Origin of the sequence: Streptomyces sp. NPDC015661, assembly GCF_043077765.1 — a bacterium.
GTDB lineage: Bacteria > Actinomycetota > Actinomycetes > Streptomycetales > Streptomycetaceae > Streptomyces.
Genome location: NZ_JBIBST010000007.1, coordinates 239,625 through 253,688, shown reverse-complemented (window position 1 = coordinate 253,688; position 14,064 = coordinate 239,625). Strand labels below are relative to the sequence as shown.

The 14,064-nt window shown below is 70.5% G+C and carries 11 protein-coding genes and 1 tRNA gene; 10 read left to right on the top strand and 2 right to left on the bottom strand.

The genetic code is table 11. The features are described 5' to 3' along the window. Positions 1 to 13: 13 nt before the first annotated feature. The 5 genes from ACF07V_RS20560 to ACF07V_RS20540 are packed head-to-tail and all read left to right on the top strand — an operon-like array spanning position 14 to position 3,975. On the top strand, positions 14 to 1,990 hold the full coding sequence (locus ACF07V_RS20560) for an ATP-binding protein (RefSeq protein WP_392156004.1): 1,977 nt from the start codon (positions 14 to 16) through the stop codon (positions 1,988 to 1,990). A 6-nt stretch (positions 1,991 to 1,996) separates the two neighbouring features. After that, a complete protein-coding gene (locus ACF07V_RS20555) occupies positions 1,997 to 2,431 on the top strand; it encodes a roadblock/LC7 domain-containing protein (protein ID WP_041132185.1) in 435 nt (144 codons plus the stop codon). A gap of 2 nt (positions 2,432 to 2,433) precedes the next feature. Continuing rightward, on the top strand, positions 2,434 to 2,805 hold the full coding sequence (locus tag ACF07V_RS20550) for a DUF742 domain-containing protein (RefSeq protein WP_382869327.1): 372 nt from the start codon (positions 2,434 to 2,436) through the stop codon (positions 2,803 to 2,805). Then, positions 2,783 to 3,406, top strand: coding sequence for an ATP/GTP-binding protein (locus tag ACF07V_RS20545; protein ID WP_392156002.1), 624 nt, complete (start codon positions 2,783 to 2,785; stop codon positions 3,404 to 3,406). Before ACF07V_RS20550 ends, ACF07V_RS20545 begins: the two co-directional genes overlap by 23 nt. Continuing rightward, the gene (locus ACF07V_RS20540; protein ID WP_351186414.1) at positions 3,403 to 3,975 is read left to right on the top strand and encodes a GAF domain-containing protein; all 573 of its coding nucleotides are present in this window, start codon (positions 3,403 to 3,405) and stop codon (positions 3,973 to 3,975) included. Before ACF07V_RS20545 ends, ACF07V_RS20540 begins: the two co-directional genes overlap by 4 nt. A gap of 81 nt (positions 3,976 to 4,056) precedes the next feature. On the opposite strand, the gene ACF07V_RS20535 is transcribed toward ACF07V_RS20540, so the two are convergent. Beyond that, positions 4,057 to 5,265: an acyl-CoA dehydrogenase family protein gene (locus tag ACF07V_RS20535; protein ID WP_392156000.1), complete on the bottom strand. Its 1,209-nt coding sequence runs from the start codon at positions 5,263 to 5,265 to the stop codon at positions 4,057 to 4,059. 583 nt (positions 5,266 to 5,848) lie between these two features. Between ACF07V_RS20535 and ACF07V_RS20530 the strand changes: the two genes are divergently transcribed. Next, positions 5,849 to 5,922: transfer RNA gene (locus ACF07V_RS20530), tRNA-Pro, on the top strand. A 209-nt stretch (positions 5,923 to 6,131) separates the two neighbouring features. Here ACF07V_RS20530 and ACF07V_RS20525 read toward each other — a convergent pair. After that, positions 6,132 to 7,082, bottom strand: coding sequence for a glycoside hydrolase family 16 protein (locus ACF07V_RS20525; RefSeq protein ID WP_392155998.1), 951 nt, complete (start codon positions 7,080 to 7,082; stop codon positions 6,132 to 6,134). A gap of 351 nt (positions 7,083 to 7,433) precedes the next feature. On the opposite strand from ACF07V_RS20525, the gene ACF07V_RS20520 reads away from it, so the two are divergent. The 4 genes from ACF07V_RS20520 (at position 7,434) to ACF07V_RS20505 (ending at position 13,950) form a co-directional block, all read left to right on the top strand. After that, a complete protein-coding gene (locus tag ACF07V_RS20520; protein ID WP_392155996.1) occupies positions 7,434 to 7,670 on the top strand; it encodes a hypothetical protein in 237 nt (78 codons plus the stop codon). 233 nt (positions 7,671 to 7,903) lie between these two features. Continuing rightward, positions 7,904 to 9,979, top strand: coding sequence for a bifunctional polysaccharide deacetylase/glycosyltransferase family 2 protein (locus ACF07V_RS20515; protein ID WP_392156412.1), 2,076 nt, complete (start codon positions 7,904 to 7,906; stop codon positions 9,977 to 9,979). Positions 9,980 to 9,981: 2 nt separating this feature from the next. After that, positions 9,982 to 11,247 (top strand): acyltransferase, encoded by a 1,266-nt coding sequence (locus ACF07V_RS20510; protein ID WP_392155994.1) that lies wholly within the window; start codon positions 9,982 to 9,984, stop codon positions 11,245 to 11,247. 150 nt (positions 11,248 to 11,397) lie between these two features. Next, entirely contained in the window at positions 11,398 to 13,950 is a 2,553-nt protein-coding gene (locus ACF07V_RS20505; protein ID WP_392155993.1) for a discoidin domain-containing protein, read from the top strand. The last annotated feature ends 114 nt before the right edge of the window (positions 13,951 to 14,064 follow it).

Below are 14,064 nucleotides of genomic sequence, written 5' to 3'. Positions count from 1 at the left end.
ACCAAGGACACTCATGTCTCAACTTCGCGCACCCGCCTCGCGGCCCGATCGACGCGAGGGCGGGCGGCACGGCCGGCCAGGCGCCCGCTCCGCCACCGGCAACCACAGCAACCCCCCGGCGCAGACCTCCGCGCCGCTTCCCGCGGAAGCCCGCATACGCCCCCAACTTCTGCGCACCTCCGTGCTCCCCGCCGTCGCGGTGGCCCTCGGAGGGGCGGCGGCCGTCCTCTTCACCATCCGCTCCACGGGAGCCAGCCCCACCCCCGGCCTCTGGGCCGCGCTCACCGGTGCGGCAGCCCTCACCGTGGCCTCCGTGACCGCCGCCGCCCTCGGTGCCGACCGGGCGGCCAAGTCCGTCCTCGACCGCTGCAACGCCCTGCGCCGCACCAGCGCCCAGGGCCAGAGCGAACTCCGTACCATCGTGGAACAGTTGCGCAGGGGAGAAGGCCCCCCGCCCCGCCCCGCGCAGCCGACCACGCCCGCCTCCGGCAATGAATTCGACCTGCTCTCCCAGGAGCTGACGCGCTCTCACGAGGCGGCCGTCGCCGCCGTCGTGCAGGCGTCCCGGCTCTCCAGCAGCGTCGGAAACGAACAGAAGGTCGAGGTCTTCGTCAACCTCGCCCGACGCCTGCAGTCCCTGGTCCACCGCGAGATCCAGCTCCTCGACGAGCTGGAGAACGAGGTCGAGGACCCCGAGCTGCTCAAGGGCCTGTTCCACGTCGACCACCTGGCCACCCGCATCCGCCGTCACGCCGAGAACCTCGCCGTGCTCGGCGGCGCCATCTCCCGCCGCCAGTGGTCGAACCCGGTCACCATGACCGAGGTGCTGCGCTCCTCCATCGCCGAGGTCGAGCAGTACCCGCGCGTGAAGCTCGTCCCCCCGATCGACGGTACGCTCCGGGGCCATGCCGTGGCCGACGTCATCCACCTCCTCGCCGAACTCGTCGAGAACGCGACGCTGTTCTCCGCGCCGCACACCACCGTGCTGCTGCGCGCCCAGTACGTCACGGCCGGTCTCGCGATCGAGGTCGAGGACCGCGGACTCGGCATGCCCGTCACCGAGCAGAACAAGATGAACGCCCTGCTCGCCGATCCCGACCAGGTCAACGTCGCGCACCTGCTCCAGGACGGCCGCATCGGCCTCTTCGTCGTCTCGGCGCTCGCCCGCCGCCACGGCATCGCCGTACGGCTCCAGTCCAACATCTACGGCGGCGTCCAGGCCGTCCTCGTGCTCCCGCAGGGCCTCCTCGGCTCCGACCCCGAGGGCCTCGCCCAGCACGAGCGCCAGACCGCAGCGACCGCCGGCTCCGCGGCGATCCCGCCCGGCCAGGTGCAGATCCAGCCCCAGAGCGCGCCCGCCGCCACCGCCCCGACGGTGACCCCGGCGCAGCCGCCCAGCCACACCCCGGCGCAGGCTCCCGGCCACGTCCCGGCCCAGGCTCCGGCCCCCGTGCCGAGCCACGTACCGGCCCCGGTCGCGGCGCACGCACCGGGCCACGTCTCCGGCCACCCGCAGACACCCGCGCAGGCCGCACCGGGCGGCACGGCCCCCACCACCCCCGTACCGCAGTCCGTACCCTCGCCCTCCCCGGAGCGGGCCGCCGCCCGCCACGAGGAGCCCCCCATGCCCGGCTCGCACCCGTACCTCCGTACGAGCGCGCAGTCGAGCGGGTACGGAGACCCCGGTCCCGCCCCCGCGATACCGGCCCAGTCGGCCGGATCCGAGCACATGGGCCCGCCGGACCACCTGCTGTCGCCGCTCCCCCCGGCCCCCCCTGCCGAGGACGACGGCCGGCCCCTGCTCCCCAAGAGGCGCGCACAGGAGCACATCGTCCCGCAGCTCCGGGACGAGCCCGTGACCCGCAAGACCGAGGAGCACGCCCTGCACGACCCGGGTCTGATGGCCGCGTTCCAGCGCGGCATCGGCCTCGCCGAATCCCAGCCCGCCCCCCATGAATCGCTGCGTCCCGGCGACGCGCACAAGGAGTAGATCACCATGGCGAGCAATGTGCCGACCGGCCATTCCTCGGACCTCGACTGGCTTCTCAGCGGCCTGGTCCAGCGGGTCCCCTACACCCGCAACGCCGTCCTGCTCTCCTCCGACGGTCTCGTGAAATCCGTGCACGGTCTCGACCCCGACGCCGCCGACCACATGGCGGCCCTCGCCTCCGGGCTCTACTCGCTCGGCCGCAGCGCGGGCGCCCGGTTCGGCGACGGCGGTGAGGTCCGGCAGGTGGTCGTGGAGCTCGACTCCACCCTCCTGTTCGTCTCCACCGCGGGCTCCGGCACCTGCCTGGCCGTCCTCGCCGGGCGCGAGGCGGACGCCGCGGTCCTCGGCTACGAGATGGCGATGCTCGTCAAGAGCGTCCGGCCCTACCTGGTCACCCCCGCCCGGCAGGCCGCCGGCGCGGTGGGCGGTCTCGGGCAGTAGACGTGACGTCCCATCAGGAAGGGCCCTGGCTCGACGACGCGGCCGGGCGGCTGATCCGCCCGTACACCGTGAGCGGCGGCCGGACCAAACCCACCACCGCACTGGACCTGCTGTCCATGGTGATGGCGACCGGATCGACCCCCCAGACGCACATGGGTCCCGAGCACAGCCTGGCCCTCGGGCTGTGCGACGGGCCCACCTCGGTGGCCGAGATCGCGGCGCACTTACGGCTCCCGGCCGTCGTCACCAAGGTCCTGCTCTCCGACCTCGTGGACTGCGGGGCGCTGACCGCCCGCGCGCCCCGCTTCCACGCCAATCCCACCGACCGTTCCTTGCTGGAGGCAGTGCTCGATGGCCTACGACAACGGCTCTGAGCGCCACGACAGTTTCGCGACCGACCCCTTCCCCACCGCGCTCAAGATCCTGGTGGCGGGCGGATTCGGCGTGGGCAAGACGACCCTCGTGGGCGCGGTCAGCGAGATCGAACCGCTGAGCACCGAGGAGCTGCTCACCTCGGTCAGCGCGGCCACCGACAGCCTGGAGGGCGTGGAGTCCAAGACGACGACCACCGTCGCCATGGACTTCGGCCGCATCACGCTCGACGACCAGCACGTCCTGTACCTCTTCGGCACCCCGGGCCAGGAGCGCTTCTGGTTCATGTGGGACGAGCTCTCCGAGGGCGCGCTCGGCGCGGTCGTCCTGGCCGACACCCGCAGGCTCCAGGAGTGCTTCTCCGCCGTGGACTTCTTCGAACGGCGGGGGATCCAGTTCATCGTGGCGGTCAACGAGTTCGACGGCGCCTACCGCTACGAACCGGATGAGGTACGGGCCGCCCTCGACCTCAAGCCGGAGGTGCCGGTCGTCCTCTGCGACGCCCGGATCTCCAGCTCCGGCATCCGCACCCTGCTGACCCTCGTCCAGCATCTGCTCACCACCATCCCGGACACCGTGCCGAGCTACGGAGCAACGCCATGACCTACGACCCGACCGGTCACCTCCTGCTGACCCCCATCGACAAGGACGCGCCCGCCCGCGTGCAGCGGCTGCGCGAACTCGGTCTCGGGGAGCGACCGGACCCGGCGTTCGACGACTTCGCCCACCGGCTCGCCGAGGTGACCGGCGCCCCGTTCTCGATGGTGAACTTCATCGACGAGAACCGGCAGTTCTTCGCGGGTCTGCACACCCCCGAGGGCACCCACTCCGGCAGCGACCTGGGCGCGGCCGCCGCGGGCGGTGGCGGCGTCGGCCGCTTCATGGCCCGTGACCACGGCTACTGCCCGCACGTGGTGGTGCGGCGCAAGGCGCTCGTCCTCGAGGACGTCTGCGACTACCCGCGCTTCGCGGGGAACCCGGTCGTGGACGAGATCGGCATCCGCTCCTACATGGGGGCGCCGCTGATAGACCGTACCGGTGTCGCGCTCGGCACCATCTGCGTGGTCGACACCGATGTCCGTCCGTGGGGGCGGGCCGGTCTGGAGACGATCAAGGCGATGGCGGCGGAGCTCGTGGAGCAGATCCACCGTCGTGAGGACGGCATGTTCTGACCGTCGTTCCCTCGCGTACACCCGGGAGCCCCGGTACGGCAGCGGCCGTACCGGGGCTCCCGGCCCGTGGGGGTGAGGTGATCAGACGTGCGCCGGCTCCCGCTCCGGCGTGCGGACCAGCTCGGACAGCCGCTCCGACCAGCTGCCCTTGTCCTGGCCGAGCGCGACCTCGGCCAGCCGCAGGAGCTGGATGTCGGAGGTGCCGGCGGGGGCGAAGATGTGGTGCGCGTCCCGGAGGTAGCGCTCGATGGCCCGGTCCGTGAAGAGGCCGGCGGCGGCGTGGATCTCCATGGCGTTGCGACCGGAGTCGATGGCCGACTCGACGTTGACGAGCTTGGCGTTCATCAGCTCGGTGTCGCAGGAGAGGCCCTGGTCGAGCAGGTGCACGGCGTGGTAAGCGGCCAGCCGGGCGGTCATCAGCCGGGACTGCATCTGCCCGAGCTTCAGCTTGACCGTGGGCAGGTCGTGGAGCGGCTTGCCGTAGCGGATGCGCTCGGAGGCGAAGCGGGTGGTCTCCTCCAGGATCGCCTGGTGGATGCCGAGCGAGACGGCGGTGAGGTTGGCCCGGCCGTACAGCACGCTGGAGGAGTACGCGACGGCGAGGCCGTCGCCCTCGTCGCCGAGGCGGTTGGAGGCGGGCACCCGGCAGTCCTCGAAGATCAGCTCGCCGAAGCTGAAGCCGTGGAGGCCCATGGCCGGCTGCTGGGGACCGGTCCGGAAACCCGGGCGATCGGATTCGACCAGGAAGGCGGTGAGTCCCTTCGATCCAGGACCGGTCCTGACCACGACACCGTGCAGATCGCCGACGTGGCTGTTGCCGACGTAGACCTTGCTGCCGTTGAGGATGTAGTCGTCGCCGTCGCGGACCGCGCTGGCGCTCATGCCGAGGACGTGACCGCCGGACTCGGGCTCGGTGACCGCGATGGTCGGCAGGCAGGCACCGGCGGCGATCTCCGGGAGCCAGGTCTTGCGCTGCTCGTCGCTGCCGAAGTGGACGATCTTGGCGGTGCCCAGCTGGGAGGCCTGGACCATGGCGCCCATGGCGCCGCTGACCCGGGAGAGCTCCTCGATGATGATCGTCTTGGCCAGGTGGCCGGCGCCCATTCCGCCGTACTCCTGGCTGATTGTCGCTCCCAGCCAGCCCTGCTCGGCGATCTTGCGGGACAGCTCGTGGTGGACCGTCCGGGACTCCTCCATCTCGGCTATCCGCGGCCGGACCTCACGCTCTGCGAAGTCCCGGACCGTTTCCCTGAGCTCATGATGCAGTCGGCTGCTGAAGTAGCTGTCCATCCGAGTCCTCACCTGCGAAACGCCTGCCCGGCGGGGTTGTCCGAACAGGTGGTGCATCGGCAGTGGTCCCGTCCCGAACAGGCCGACCTCTTCATGGTGTTGATCTTTCCGGAACGGATCAATATCGCCACGAAGTTTGTCCGAAACAGGAGCGGTTGACGATTGGTTCTGACTGTGTTTCGTGTGGTCTTGGCCGTCTCGGCCGGATCTCGGGTTCGATCCGCATGGTCATCTTTTTGCCACATGCCGATGGCAACGAGGTCGTTGGCATATGGCGACGAGACCGTGCGTATCGCCACATGGGCCCCTTCCTCCCCAGAAGACCGGCATTCCCGAACCCGTCCGTCCCCCTTCCTGTCCGGGTCGCACCGGTCCCCGACCTCGCGGACCCCCCTTCCGGGCCCACCGGAGCGGGCGCGCGGGCGTACTCCAGGGCGCGGAGGCGCGTCACGGAGAGTGAACACGCGCACCCGGCGTACCTCCGCACGCGGGCGCGCAGGAAACGCGTGCGTGACCACCGGGGAAAGTGCGGTATTGTTCTCATGCGCGTTCGGCCAGGGGAAACCCCAGGTCAGACGGGTAACGGGACGTGGCGCAGCTTGGTAGCGCACTTGACTGGGGGTCAAGGGGTCGCAGGTTCAAATCCTGTCGTCCCGACTCGAAAGAGTCGCAGGTCAAAGGGCCGTTTCAGAGCAATCTGGAACGGCCCTTTGACTGTTTTTGGGCGCATTTGGGGGCCGGCGCACGTGAGCGCCCGGAGCGCTCCCTGACCGGGTCAGGGAGCGCTCCGGGCGTCGTGGCCGTCGGTGCCGCTCAGTCCTGCTGTGTCGCGGCGAGTTCGCGCTCGGAGTCCGCCCGCGGCGGGGTCAGGCCTTCGGGACGGTGTTGATGTAGTCGGCGCCGGTGCGGTGGAAGCCGTCCACCGTCTTCTGGACGTCCGCCCGGGAGACGGCCTCGTCGGCCTTGTAGTAGACCCAGTCGACCTTCATGTCCCAGATGCGCGGGCCACCGGTGAAGGGGAGGTCGATGAGCCAGTTGCTGAAGTGGATGTCCATCTGCTCGCGCGGGACGTACTTGCCGGAGCTGGTGAAGAGCTCCTCGCCGTCCAGGGAGTAGGTGACCTTTCCGTCCATGGCGGTGATCATCATGGTGTGCCAGCCCTCGAGGCGCCGCTCGAGGGTGTGGTGGACCCGGTCCGGCGGGTCGGCCTTGTACCAGCTGACGTTGTCGAGCTGCGGACCCACCGAACCCCAGCCGCCGTTCGGCAGGTACTCGAAGTCGAGTTCGCTGTAGTTCTCCGAGGAGTCCGAGGGGGAGATCGGGAAGAAGGTCTGGACGACGTGGTCGCCGTCGCGTCCCTTCGTGGGCTCGTCGCTGAGATGGACCCGGGCGGCGAAGGTTCCCCTGAAGAAGTTCCGGCTCGTGGTCTGCACCTCGACCTGTGTGGTGCCCTGCTCGCTGCCGTCGGTGGAGGAGCGCAGTCGTAGGACCTTGCCCCCCTCGGCCGAAGGGTCGGAGGGGAAGGCGGCGCCGTCGGCGCTCCAGGTGTCCTTGATCCCGGGGCCGCCTGCGCCGGTACGGATCTCCCAGCCGTGCGCGGCGAGGGAAGGGTCGTCGGCGCCGGTGTAGTTGAAGTTGTCGAAGAGGGTTCCCGGCGGTCCGGTGGGCGTCGGCGAGGCGTCCCGCGTGGGCCCGGCGGCGTCGGTACCCCCGCCGGTCGCGGCGTCGGCGGAACACGAGGCGAGTACGCACAGGAGAGCGGGCAGCGTGAGCGCCGTCCACGCTCGGCGACGAGAGGTGCGGCGGGGCTGGCTCACACAGGCTCCTTGGGGCGTAGAGGCGGTGACTGGACACGCCCGTTGCATGCGGATCGCTCGCTGACCGCATGAATCGAGCGGTCATCCTAGCGAAGGATTCAAGCCATCCCGCCTCGTGTTCGCGATCCGGCCACCCAAGGGCCGGGAGGCGCCCGTTGAGATACCGATCCGGTTACAGCATCCGATCGGACTGTGCCAAATACGCACATCGCACACCAATCGATCCGGGTCATGCGCTACCGTCCGCTCTACGCTTCAGCGGTCTCCACACCCTGCACAAAAAGGCCACAAGTGATGCGCAAAATTGCCACACCCCCTGGGCGTGGATCGTTCCACTCGGCGCAGCCCGGCGTGGCCGAATCGCGTCAGGAGGAGCCTGCTCCGGCACCGGTGTTCGTCGACCAGTCGGGTCTGCGCAGCCGCCTGCTGCGGCGCTTCGGCTGGCCGGTCTCCGTGGTCGGCGCGATCCTGGCGGCCGCCATGGGCGGCAGCCTGATCGGTATGCAGTCGGACGCCCCGGCGATGGGGATACCGCCGAAACCCTCGTACTTGCCCGCCAAGGGCCCCTTCTCGCCCTCCTGGCCCTAGAGGGCGCGGTCTGCGAGACCCCGTCCGAGACGTTCGGCCATCACGCCGGACATCGCGACATTCCGCCACATTCCGCGACCGTCGTGCCGCCCGGAGCAACGCCTGCGGGCCGGCCGAGCGTGCCTGATCGTCCGCACCACCCATCTCCAGGAGCGCCCTTGTCCCGCCATCAGCGTCGTCGGCAGTCCCTGCTGAGGCCGCGCCGACTGGCTGCGCCACCGCTGCGCTTCTTCATGCCGCTGTCCCTGCTGGCCTGTTTGCTCGCTCTCCTCGTCCTGCGCGGCCTCGCCACCAACGAGGCGTTCCACGACACCCGGATCGCGACCTCGGTCGACAAGACGACCGTGCCGGAGAACCTGCTCAAGGGCGGCCCGATCATCGACGCGCGCGGCACCAAGAACGAGCGCCCGGTGAGTTACCGGATCCCCGACCACACCGTGGTCCTGAGCTTCGACGACGGCCCCTCGCCGGAGTGGACCCCGAAGATCCTGGACGTGCTCGACGCCCACAACGTCCGCGCCGACTTCTTCGTGACCGGCGCGATGACCACGCGCCACCCGGAGCTGATCCGGCAGATCGTCGCGGGCGGCCACGAGATCGGCGTGCACACCTTCACCCATCCCGATCTGGCGTACCAGTCCCACGCCCGGATCAGCTGGGAGCTGGCGCAGACGCAACTGGCGCTGGCCGGCGTCGCGGGCGTCCACAGCGCGCTGTTCCGCCCGCCGTACTCCTCCGACGCCTCGGCGCTCGACGACTGGAACTACCCGGTGATCAAGTACGTGGGTTCCCACGGCTACCTCACCGCGTTCATCGACCGCGACACCGACGACTGGAAGCGTCCCGGCGTCGACGAGATCGTCAAGGCGGCGATGCCCCGCAAGCCCGGCGCGGGCGAGCTGATCCTGCTGCACGACGCGGGCGGCGACCGCACCGAGACCCTTGCCGCGCTCGAGCAGATCATCGTGAAGCTGCAGGGCGAGGGGTACCGCTTCGCCACCATCTCCGAGGCGCTTGGCGCCACCAACGGCACCGTGCCGGTGCACGGCTACCAGCTGTGGGCGGGCAAGTGCTTCATCTGGGCCAGCGAGGCCGCCGTGCTCACCCTGCCGGTGCTGGTCGCGCTGCTGGCCGTCGTCGGCATCCTCAACTTCGGCCGGTTCGCGCTGATGCTCGTCCTCGCGCCGCTCCATGCCCGGCGCTCCCGGCGGCGGGACGCGTGGGGACCACCCGTCACCGAGCCGGTCACCGTTCTCGTCCCGGCCTACAACGAGCGCGAGTGCATCGCGAACACCCTCAACTCCCTGATCGCCAGTGACCATCCGATCGAAGTGATCGTCATCGACGACGGCTCCACGGACGGCACCGCGGACATCGTCGAGGGGATGAACCTGCCGTTCGTCCGGCTGATCCGCAAGGTCAACGGCGGCAAGTCCAGCGCGCTCAACACCGGCATAGCGGCCGCGTCGCACGACATCATCGTGATGATGGACGGCGACACCGTCTTCGAGCCGTCCACCGTGCGCGAGCTGGTCCAGCCCTTCGGCGACCGGGGGATCGGCGCGGTCGCGGGCAACGCCAAGGTCGGCAACCGCGACAGCCTGATCGGCGCCTGGCAGCACATCGAGTACGTCCTCGGCCACAACCTGGACCGCCGGATGTACGACATGCTCAACGTCATCCCGACCATCCCCGGCGCGGTCGGCGCCTTCCGCAAGGAGGCCCTGCAGCGGGTCGGCGGGATGAGCGACGACACCCTCGCCGAGGACACCGACATCACCATGGCTGTGCTGTGCGACGGCTGGCGGATCGTCTACGCCGAGCGCGCCCGCGCCTGGACCGAGGCCCCCGCCAGCATCCAGCAGCTCTGGTCCCAGCGGTACCGCTGGAGCTACGGCAGCATGCAGGCGATGTGGAAGCACCGGCGCGCCGTGACCTCCCGGGGTCCGGCCGGGCGCTTCGGCCGGATCGGGCTGCCCCTCGTCGTGCTGTTCGGCGTGGTCGCCCCGCTGCTCGCGCCGCTGGCCGACATGTTCCTGCTGTACGGCGTGCTGTTCGCGGACGCCCCGATCACCCTCGCCAGCTGGGGCGGCTTCATCCTGCTCCAGACCGTGCTGTCCTGGTACGCCTTCCGGCTCGACGGCGAGAAGCCCCTGCATCTGATCAGCCTGCCGATCCAGCAACTGGTCTACCGGCAGCTGATGTACATCGTCCTGTTGCAGTCCACGATCACGGCGCTGACCGGTGGCCGACTGCGCTGGCAGAAGCTCCGGCGCACCGGCGAGGTCGCCGCACCGGTGGAGGCCTGACCATGACCACATCCTTCGAGTTCGGGGGAGCCCAGGACACCGTCCGGCTGAGGATCCCCGCCGCGCTGCGCCGAGAGTCCCAGCCGGAGCAGGAGCCGGAGCCGTCGACACCGTCCCCCCGCAAGGGCGGCCGGGACCGCTACCTCGACCTGCTGCGCGCGCTGGCGCTGGTCCGTGTGGTGATCTACCACAACTTCGGCTGGGTCTGGCTGCCCATCGTCTTCCCGTCGATGGGTGTGATGTTCGCGCTGGCCGGGTCGCTGATGGCACGCTCGCTCAGCCGTCCCGCCCTGGGCGTCATCCGGGGCCGTCTGCGTCGGCTGCTGCCGCCGATGTGGCTGTTCGGCGCGGTCATGCTCACCCTCGAGATCGTCGACGGCTGGGGGCCCGCGGCCGAGGGGCATCCCAACTGGTGGTGGGGCAAGCTGCTGTTCTGGTTCGTGCCGCTGAGCACTCCGCCGTACGCCGAATCACTGAACGGTTTCGACCACCTCGTGGGGCAGGGCTGGGCCGTGCAGGTCATCGTCCCGCTCTGGTACCTCCGTGCGTACCTCTGGTACGTCCTGCTCTCGCCGTTGATGCTGTGGGCGCTGCGGCGGATGCCGGTGGTGACGCTGTCCGCGCCGCTCGCGCTGTCGATCGTCATGAACACGTTCTTCATCGACCAGGAGTTCGTCTACAGCCGCGTCTGGGAGACCGTCAGCGACTTCGCCACGTTCGGCTCCTGCTGGATCCTCGGCATGGCTCACCAGGAGGGCCTGCTCAAGAAGATCCCGCAGTACGTCGTGCCGTCCGTCGCGCCGCTGATCATGGTGGCCGGCTGGTGGTACCTGCAGACCCGACCGGTCGACCCGACCGTGCCCACCGACATCGAGAGCTGGCCGATCGCCCAGGCCCTGTGGTCCTTCGGCTTCGTCGCCATCCTGCTCCACGTCAGTCCCTCCTGGGAACAGTGGCCCCGACCGCTGGAACGCTGGAACGGCCTGATCAGCCTGCTGAACTCACGCGCTGTCAGCGTCTACCTCTGGCACGAGGCCGCGTTGGTGGCCGCCATCCCGCTGATCGACCCCCTCTGGTCCGTCGGCTTCTTCTACGAACACTTCCAGTGGCTGCTGACCAGCCAGTGGTTCCCGCTGATGGTGGCGATCCCACTGATCGGTCTGCTGGTGCTGACCTTCGGCTGGGTCGAGGACGTGGCCGCGAAGCGCTCTCCGCGGCTCTTCCCGTACCCGCGCCGTGTGCGGGGCAGGCGCCGGGCCGTCGCCTGATGGTCCTCTGGAGGCAGGCGTGCGAGGCTTCTTCGGCCCTGCGCGCGTGTGCCGGGTTCGTACCAACTCCTCTGTTTCGCGGTCGAGTTGAACCGCTCTGCCCTATGTTCGAAGGGCCCGCAGCGGTTCACGGTCGCCCAGGAGGTCCGATTGCAGCCCAGACGCATGCGCGCCCTTGCCGGAGCATTCCGACGCTCCCCCCTGCTCATCGCCCTCGCCCTCGGCTCGCTGCTCGTCGCGCTCACCCCCTTGCTCGGAGTGGCGAGTACGGGGCCCGCCGGCCGCGGTCCGACACCCCGGCCGACGCCGGGGGCCGCTGACCAGCAGTCGGCGCTGCAGTCGCCCCACCACGGCGTGGCCCCGGCCAACGCCATGGAGCCGGCGGCTCCCGTGCTCAGCCGGACCGGATGGACCGCCACCGCGAGCGACGAGGAGACCACCAGGGAGAACGGCCGTGCGGTCAACGTCCTCGACGGGAGCACGTCCACCATCTGGCACAGCAGGTATTCCGGGACGACGGCCCCGCTGCCGCACAGCATCACCCTCGACATGCACCGCACGGCGGTGGTCTCGGCACTCATCTACACCCCCCGCGCCATCGGGATCAACGGGCGCATCGGCGAGTACCGCATCCATGTGAGCGCCGACGGCCAGAACTGGGGCAGTCCGGTCGCCACCGGCACGCTCGCCGACGACGGCAGCGCCAAGACCCTCGGATTCGCCCCGCAGGGCGCGCGGTTCGTCCGGCTCACCGCCGTCACCGAGGCCGGCAACCGCGGCCCGTGGACCTCCGCCGCAGAGCTCAACCTCCTCGGCGACCCCGGAACCCCGGCGGCCACCGTCGACCTGCCCCGCACCGGATGGACGGCCAGGGCGAGCGACGAGGAGACCGTCAAGGAGAACGGCCGCGCGGCGAACGTCCTCGACGGCGACGCCACCACCATCTGGCACAGCAGGTACTACGGGACCCCGGTCCCGCTGCCGCACAGCATCACCATCGACATGCACCGCACGGCGACCGTCTCCGCCCTGGTCTACCAGCCCCGCAAGTACGGCATCAACGGGCGCGCGGGCGCGTACACCGTCACCACCAGCACCGACGGCATCACCTTCGGCACGCCGGTCGCGACCGGCACCTGGCGCGACGACGACACCATCAAGACCGCCACCTTCACCCGCGCGAGCAGCGCCCGCTACATACGCCTGACCGTGACCCGCGAGGCGGGCGACCGCGGGCCCTGGACCTCCGCCGCGGAGATACGTCTGAGCGGACCGGCCAACCCGGCCGCCCACGGCTCCTGGGGCCGGATCACCGGTTTCCCCCTGGTGCCGGTGGCCACCGCCGTCCTGCCGGGCGACAAGCTCCTGGCCTGGTCGGCGTACGCGGTCGACCGCTTCGGCGGCAGCAACGGCTACACCCAGACCGCGATCCTGGACCTCAAGACGGGCCAGGTCACCCAGCGCCGCATCGACAACACCGGCCACGACATGTTCTGCCCGGGCATAGCGATGCTCGCCGACGGCCGGGTCCTGGTCACCGGCGGCAGCAACGCGGAGAAGGCGAGCATCTACGACCCGGCCACCGATGCCTGGTCCGCCACCACCGACATGAACATCGCGCGCGGCTACCAGGCCATGACCCTGCTCTCCACCGGCGAGGCCTTCGTCCTCGGTGGATCCTGGAGCGGAGCCGCGGGCGACAAGTCCGGCGAGGTCTGGTCCCCGGACACCGGCACCTGGCGCAAGCTCCCCGGCGTCCCCGCCGTCCCGGCGATGACCGCCGACCCCCGCGGCGCCTACCGCGCCGACAACCACATGTGGCTGTACGCCACCTCGGGCGGCAAGGTGCTCCAGCTGGGCCCGAGCAAGCAGATGAACTGGATCACGACCGGCGGGAACGGGACGATCACCTCGGCCGGCACCCGGGCCGACAGCCAGGACGCCATGACCGGCAACGCCGTCGCGTACGACATCGGCAAGCTGCTCACCCTGGGCGGCTCGCCCGCGTACGAGAACACGCCCGCCACCCGGCGCGCGTACACCGTGGGCGTCAACGGCGATCAGGTCCTGACCGCGCGCACCGGCGACATGGGCCACGCCCGCGCCTTCGGCAACAGCGTCGTCCTGCCCGACGGCAAGGTCGCCGTGTTCGGTGGGCAGGCGATCCCCGGGGCGTTCAGCGACGCCGCGTCCGTGCTGACCCCCGAACTGTGGGACCCGGCGACCGGACGCTTCACCCCGCTCGCCAGCATGGCGATCCCGCGCAACTACCACAGCGTGGCGAACCTGCTGCCCGACGGGCGGGTCTTCTCCGGCGGCGGTGGCCTGTGCGGCACCTGCGCCACCAACCACGCCGACGGGGCCGTGTTCACACCGCCGTACCTGCTCAACGCGGACGGCTCGCCCAAGCCGCGCCCCGTCATCACCGGCGGCGTGCCGCCCCGGGCCGCCGCCGGCACCTCGCTCACCGTGAGCACCGAGAAGCCGGTGGCCTCCTTCGTCCTGATGCGGGCCGCGGCCGCGACCCACTCCACCGACAACGACCAGCGGCGGGTCCCGCTGGCCTCCACGGCCGGGGCGCCCGGCACGTACACGGTGTCCATCCCGGCCGACAAGGGCGTGGTCCTGCCGGGCACCTACATGCTCTTCGCCCTGGACGCCCAAGGGGTGCCGAGCGTCGGCCGGTTCATCACCGTCTCCTGACGGCACGGCACGGCACGGCACGGCACGGCAAGACAGCGGCGTCCGTCCCCGGCCCGGAGCACCGGCCGGGGACGGACGCCGCCCCCGTGGGCGCCACGCCGCGCTGCGACGGCC

Excerpts from the sequence above, each read along its gene's own strand:
- ACF07V_RS20540 (WP_351186414.1), top strand. The coding sequence starts at position 3,403 with ATGACCTACGACCCGACCGGTCACCTCCTGCTGACCCCCATCGACAAG.
- ACF07V_RS20545 (WP_392156002.1), top strand. The coding sequence starts at position 2,783 with ATGGCCTACGACAACGGCTCTGAGCGCCACGACAGTTTCGCGACCGAC.
- ACF07V_RS20560 (WP_392156004.1), top strand. The coding sequence starts at position 14 with ATGTCTCAACTTCGCGCACCCGCCTCGCGGCCCGATCGACGCGAGGGC.
- ACF07V_RS20510 (WP_392155994.1), top strand. The coding sequence starts at position 9,982 with ATGACCACATCCTTCGAGTTCGGGGGAGCCCAGGACACCGTCCGGCTG.
- ACF07V_RS20535 (WP_392156000.1), bottom strand. The coding sequence starts at position 5,265 with ATGGACAGCTACTTCAGCAGCCGACTGCATCATGAGCTCAGGGAAACG.
- ACF07V_RS20555 (WP_041132185.1), top strand. The coding sequence starts at position 1,997 with ATGGCGAGCAATGTGCCGACCGGCCATTCCTCGGACCTCGACTGGCTT.
- ACF07V_RS20515 (WP_392156412.1), top strand. The coding sequence starts at position 7,904 with ATGCCGCTGTCCCTGCTGGCCTGTTTGCTCGCTCTCCTCGTCCTGCGC.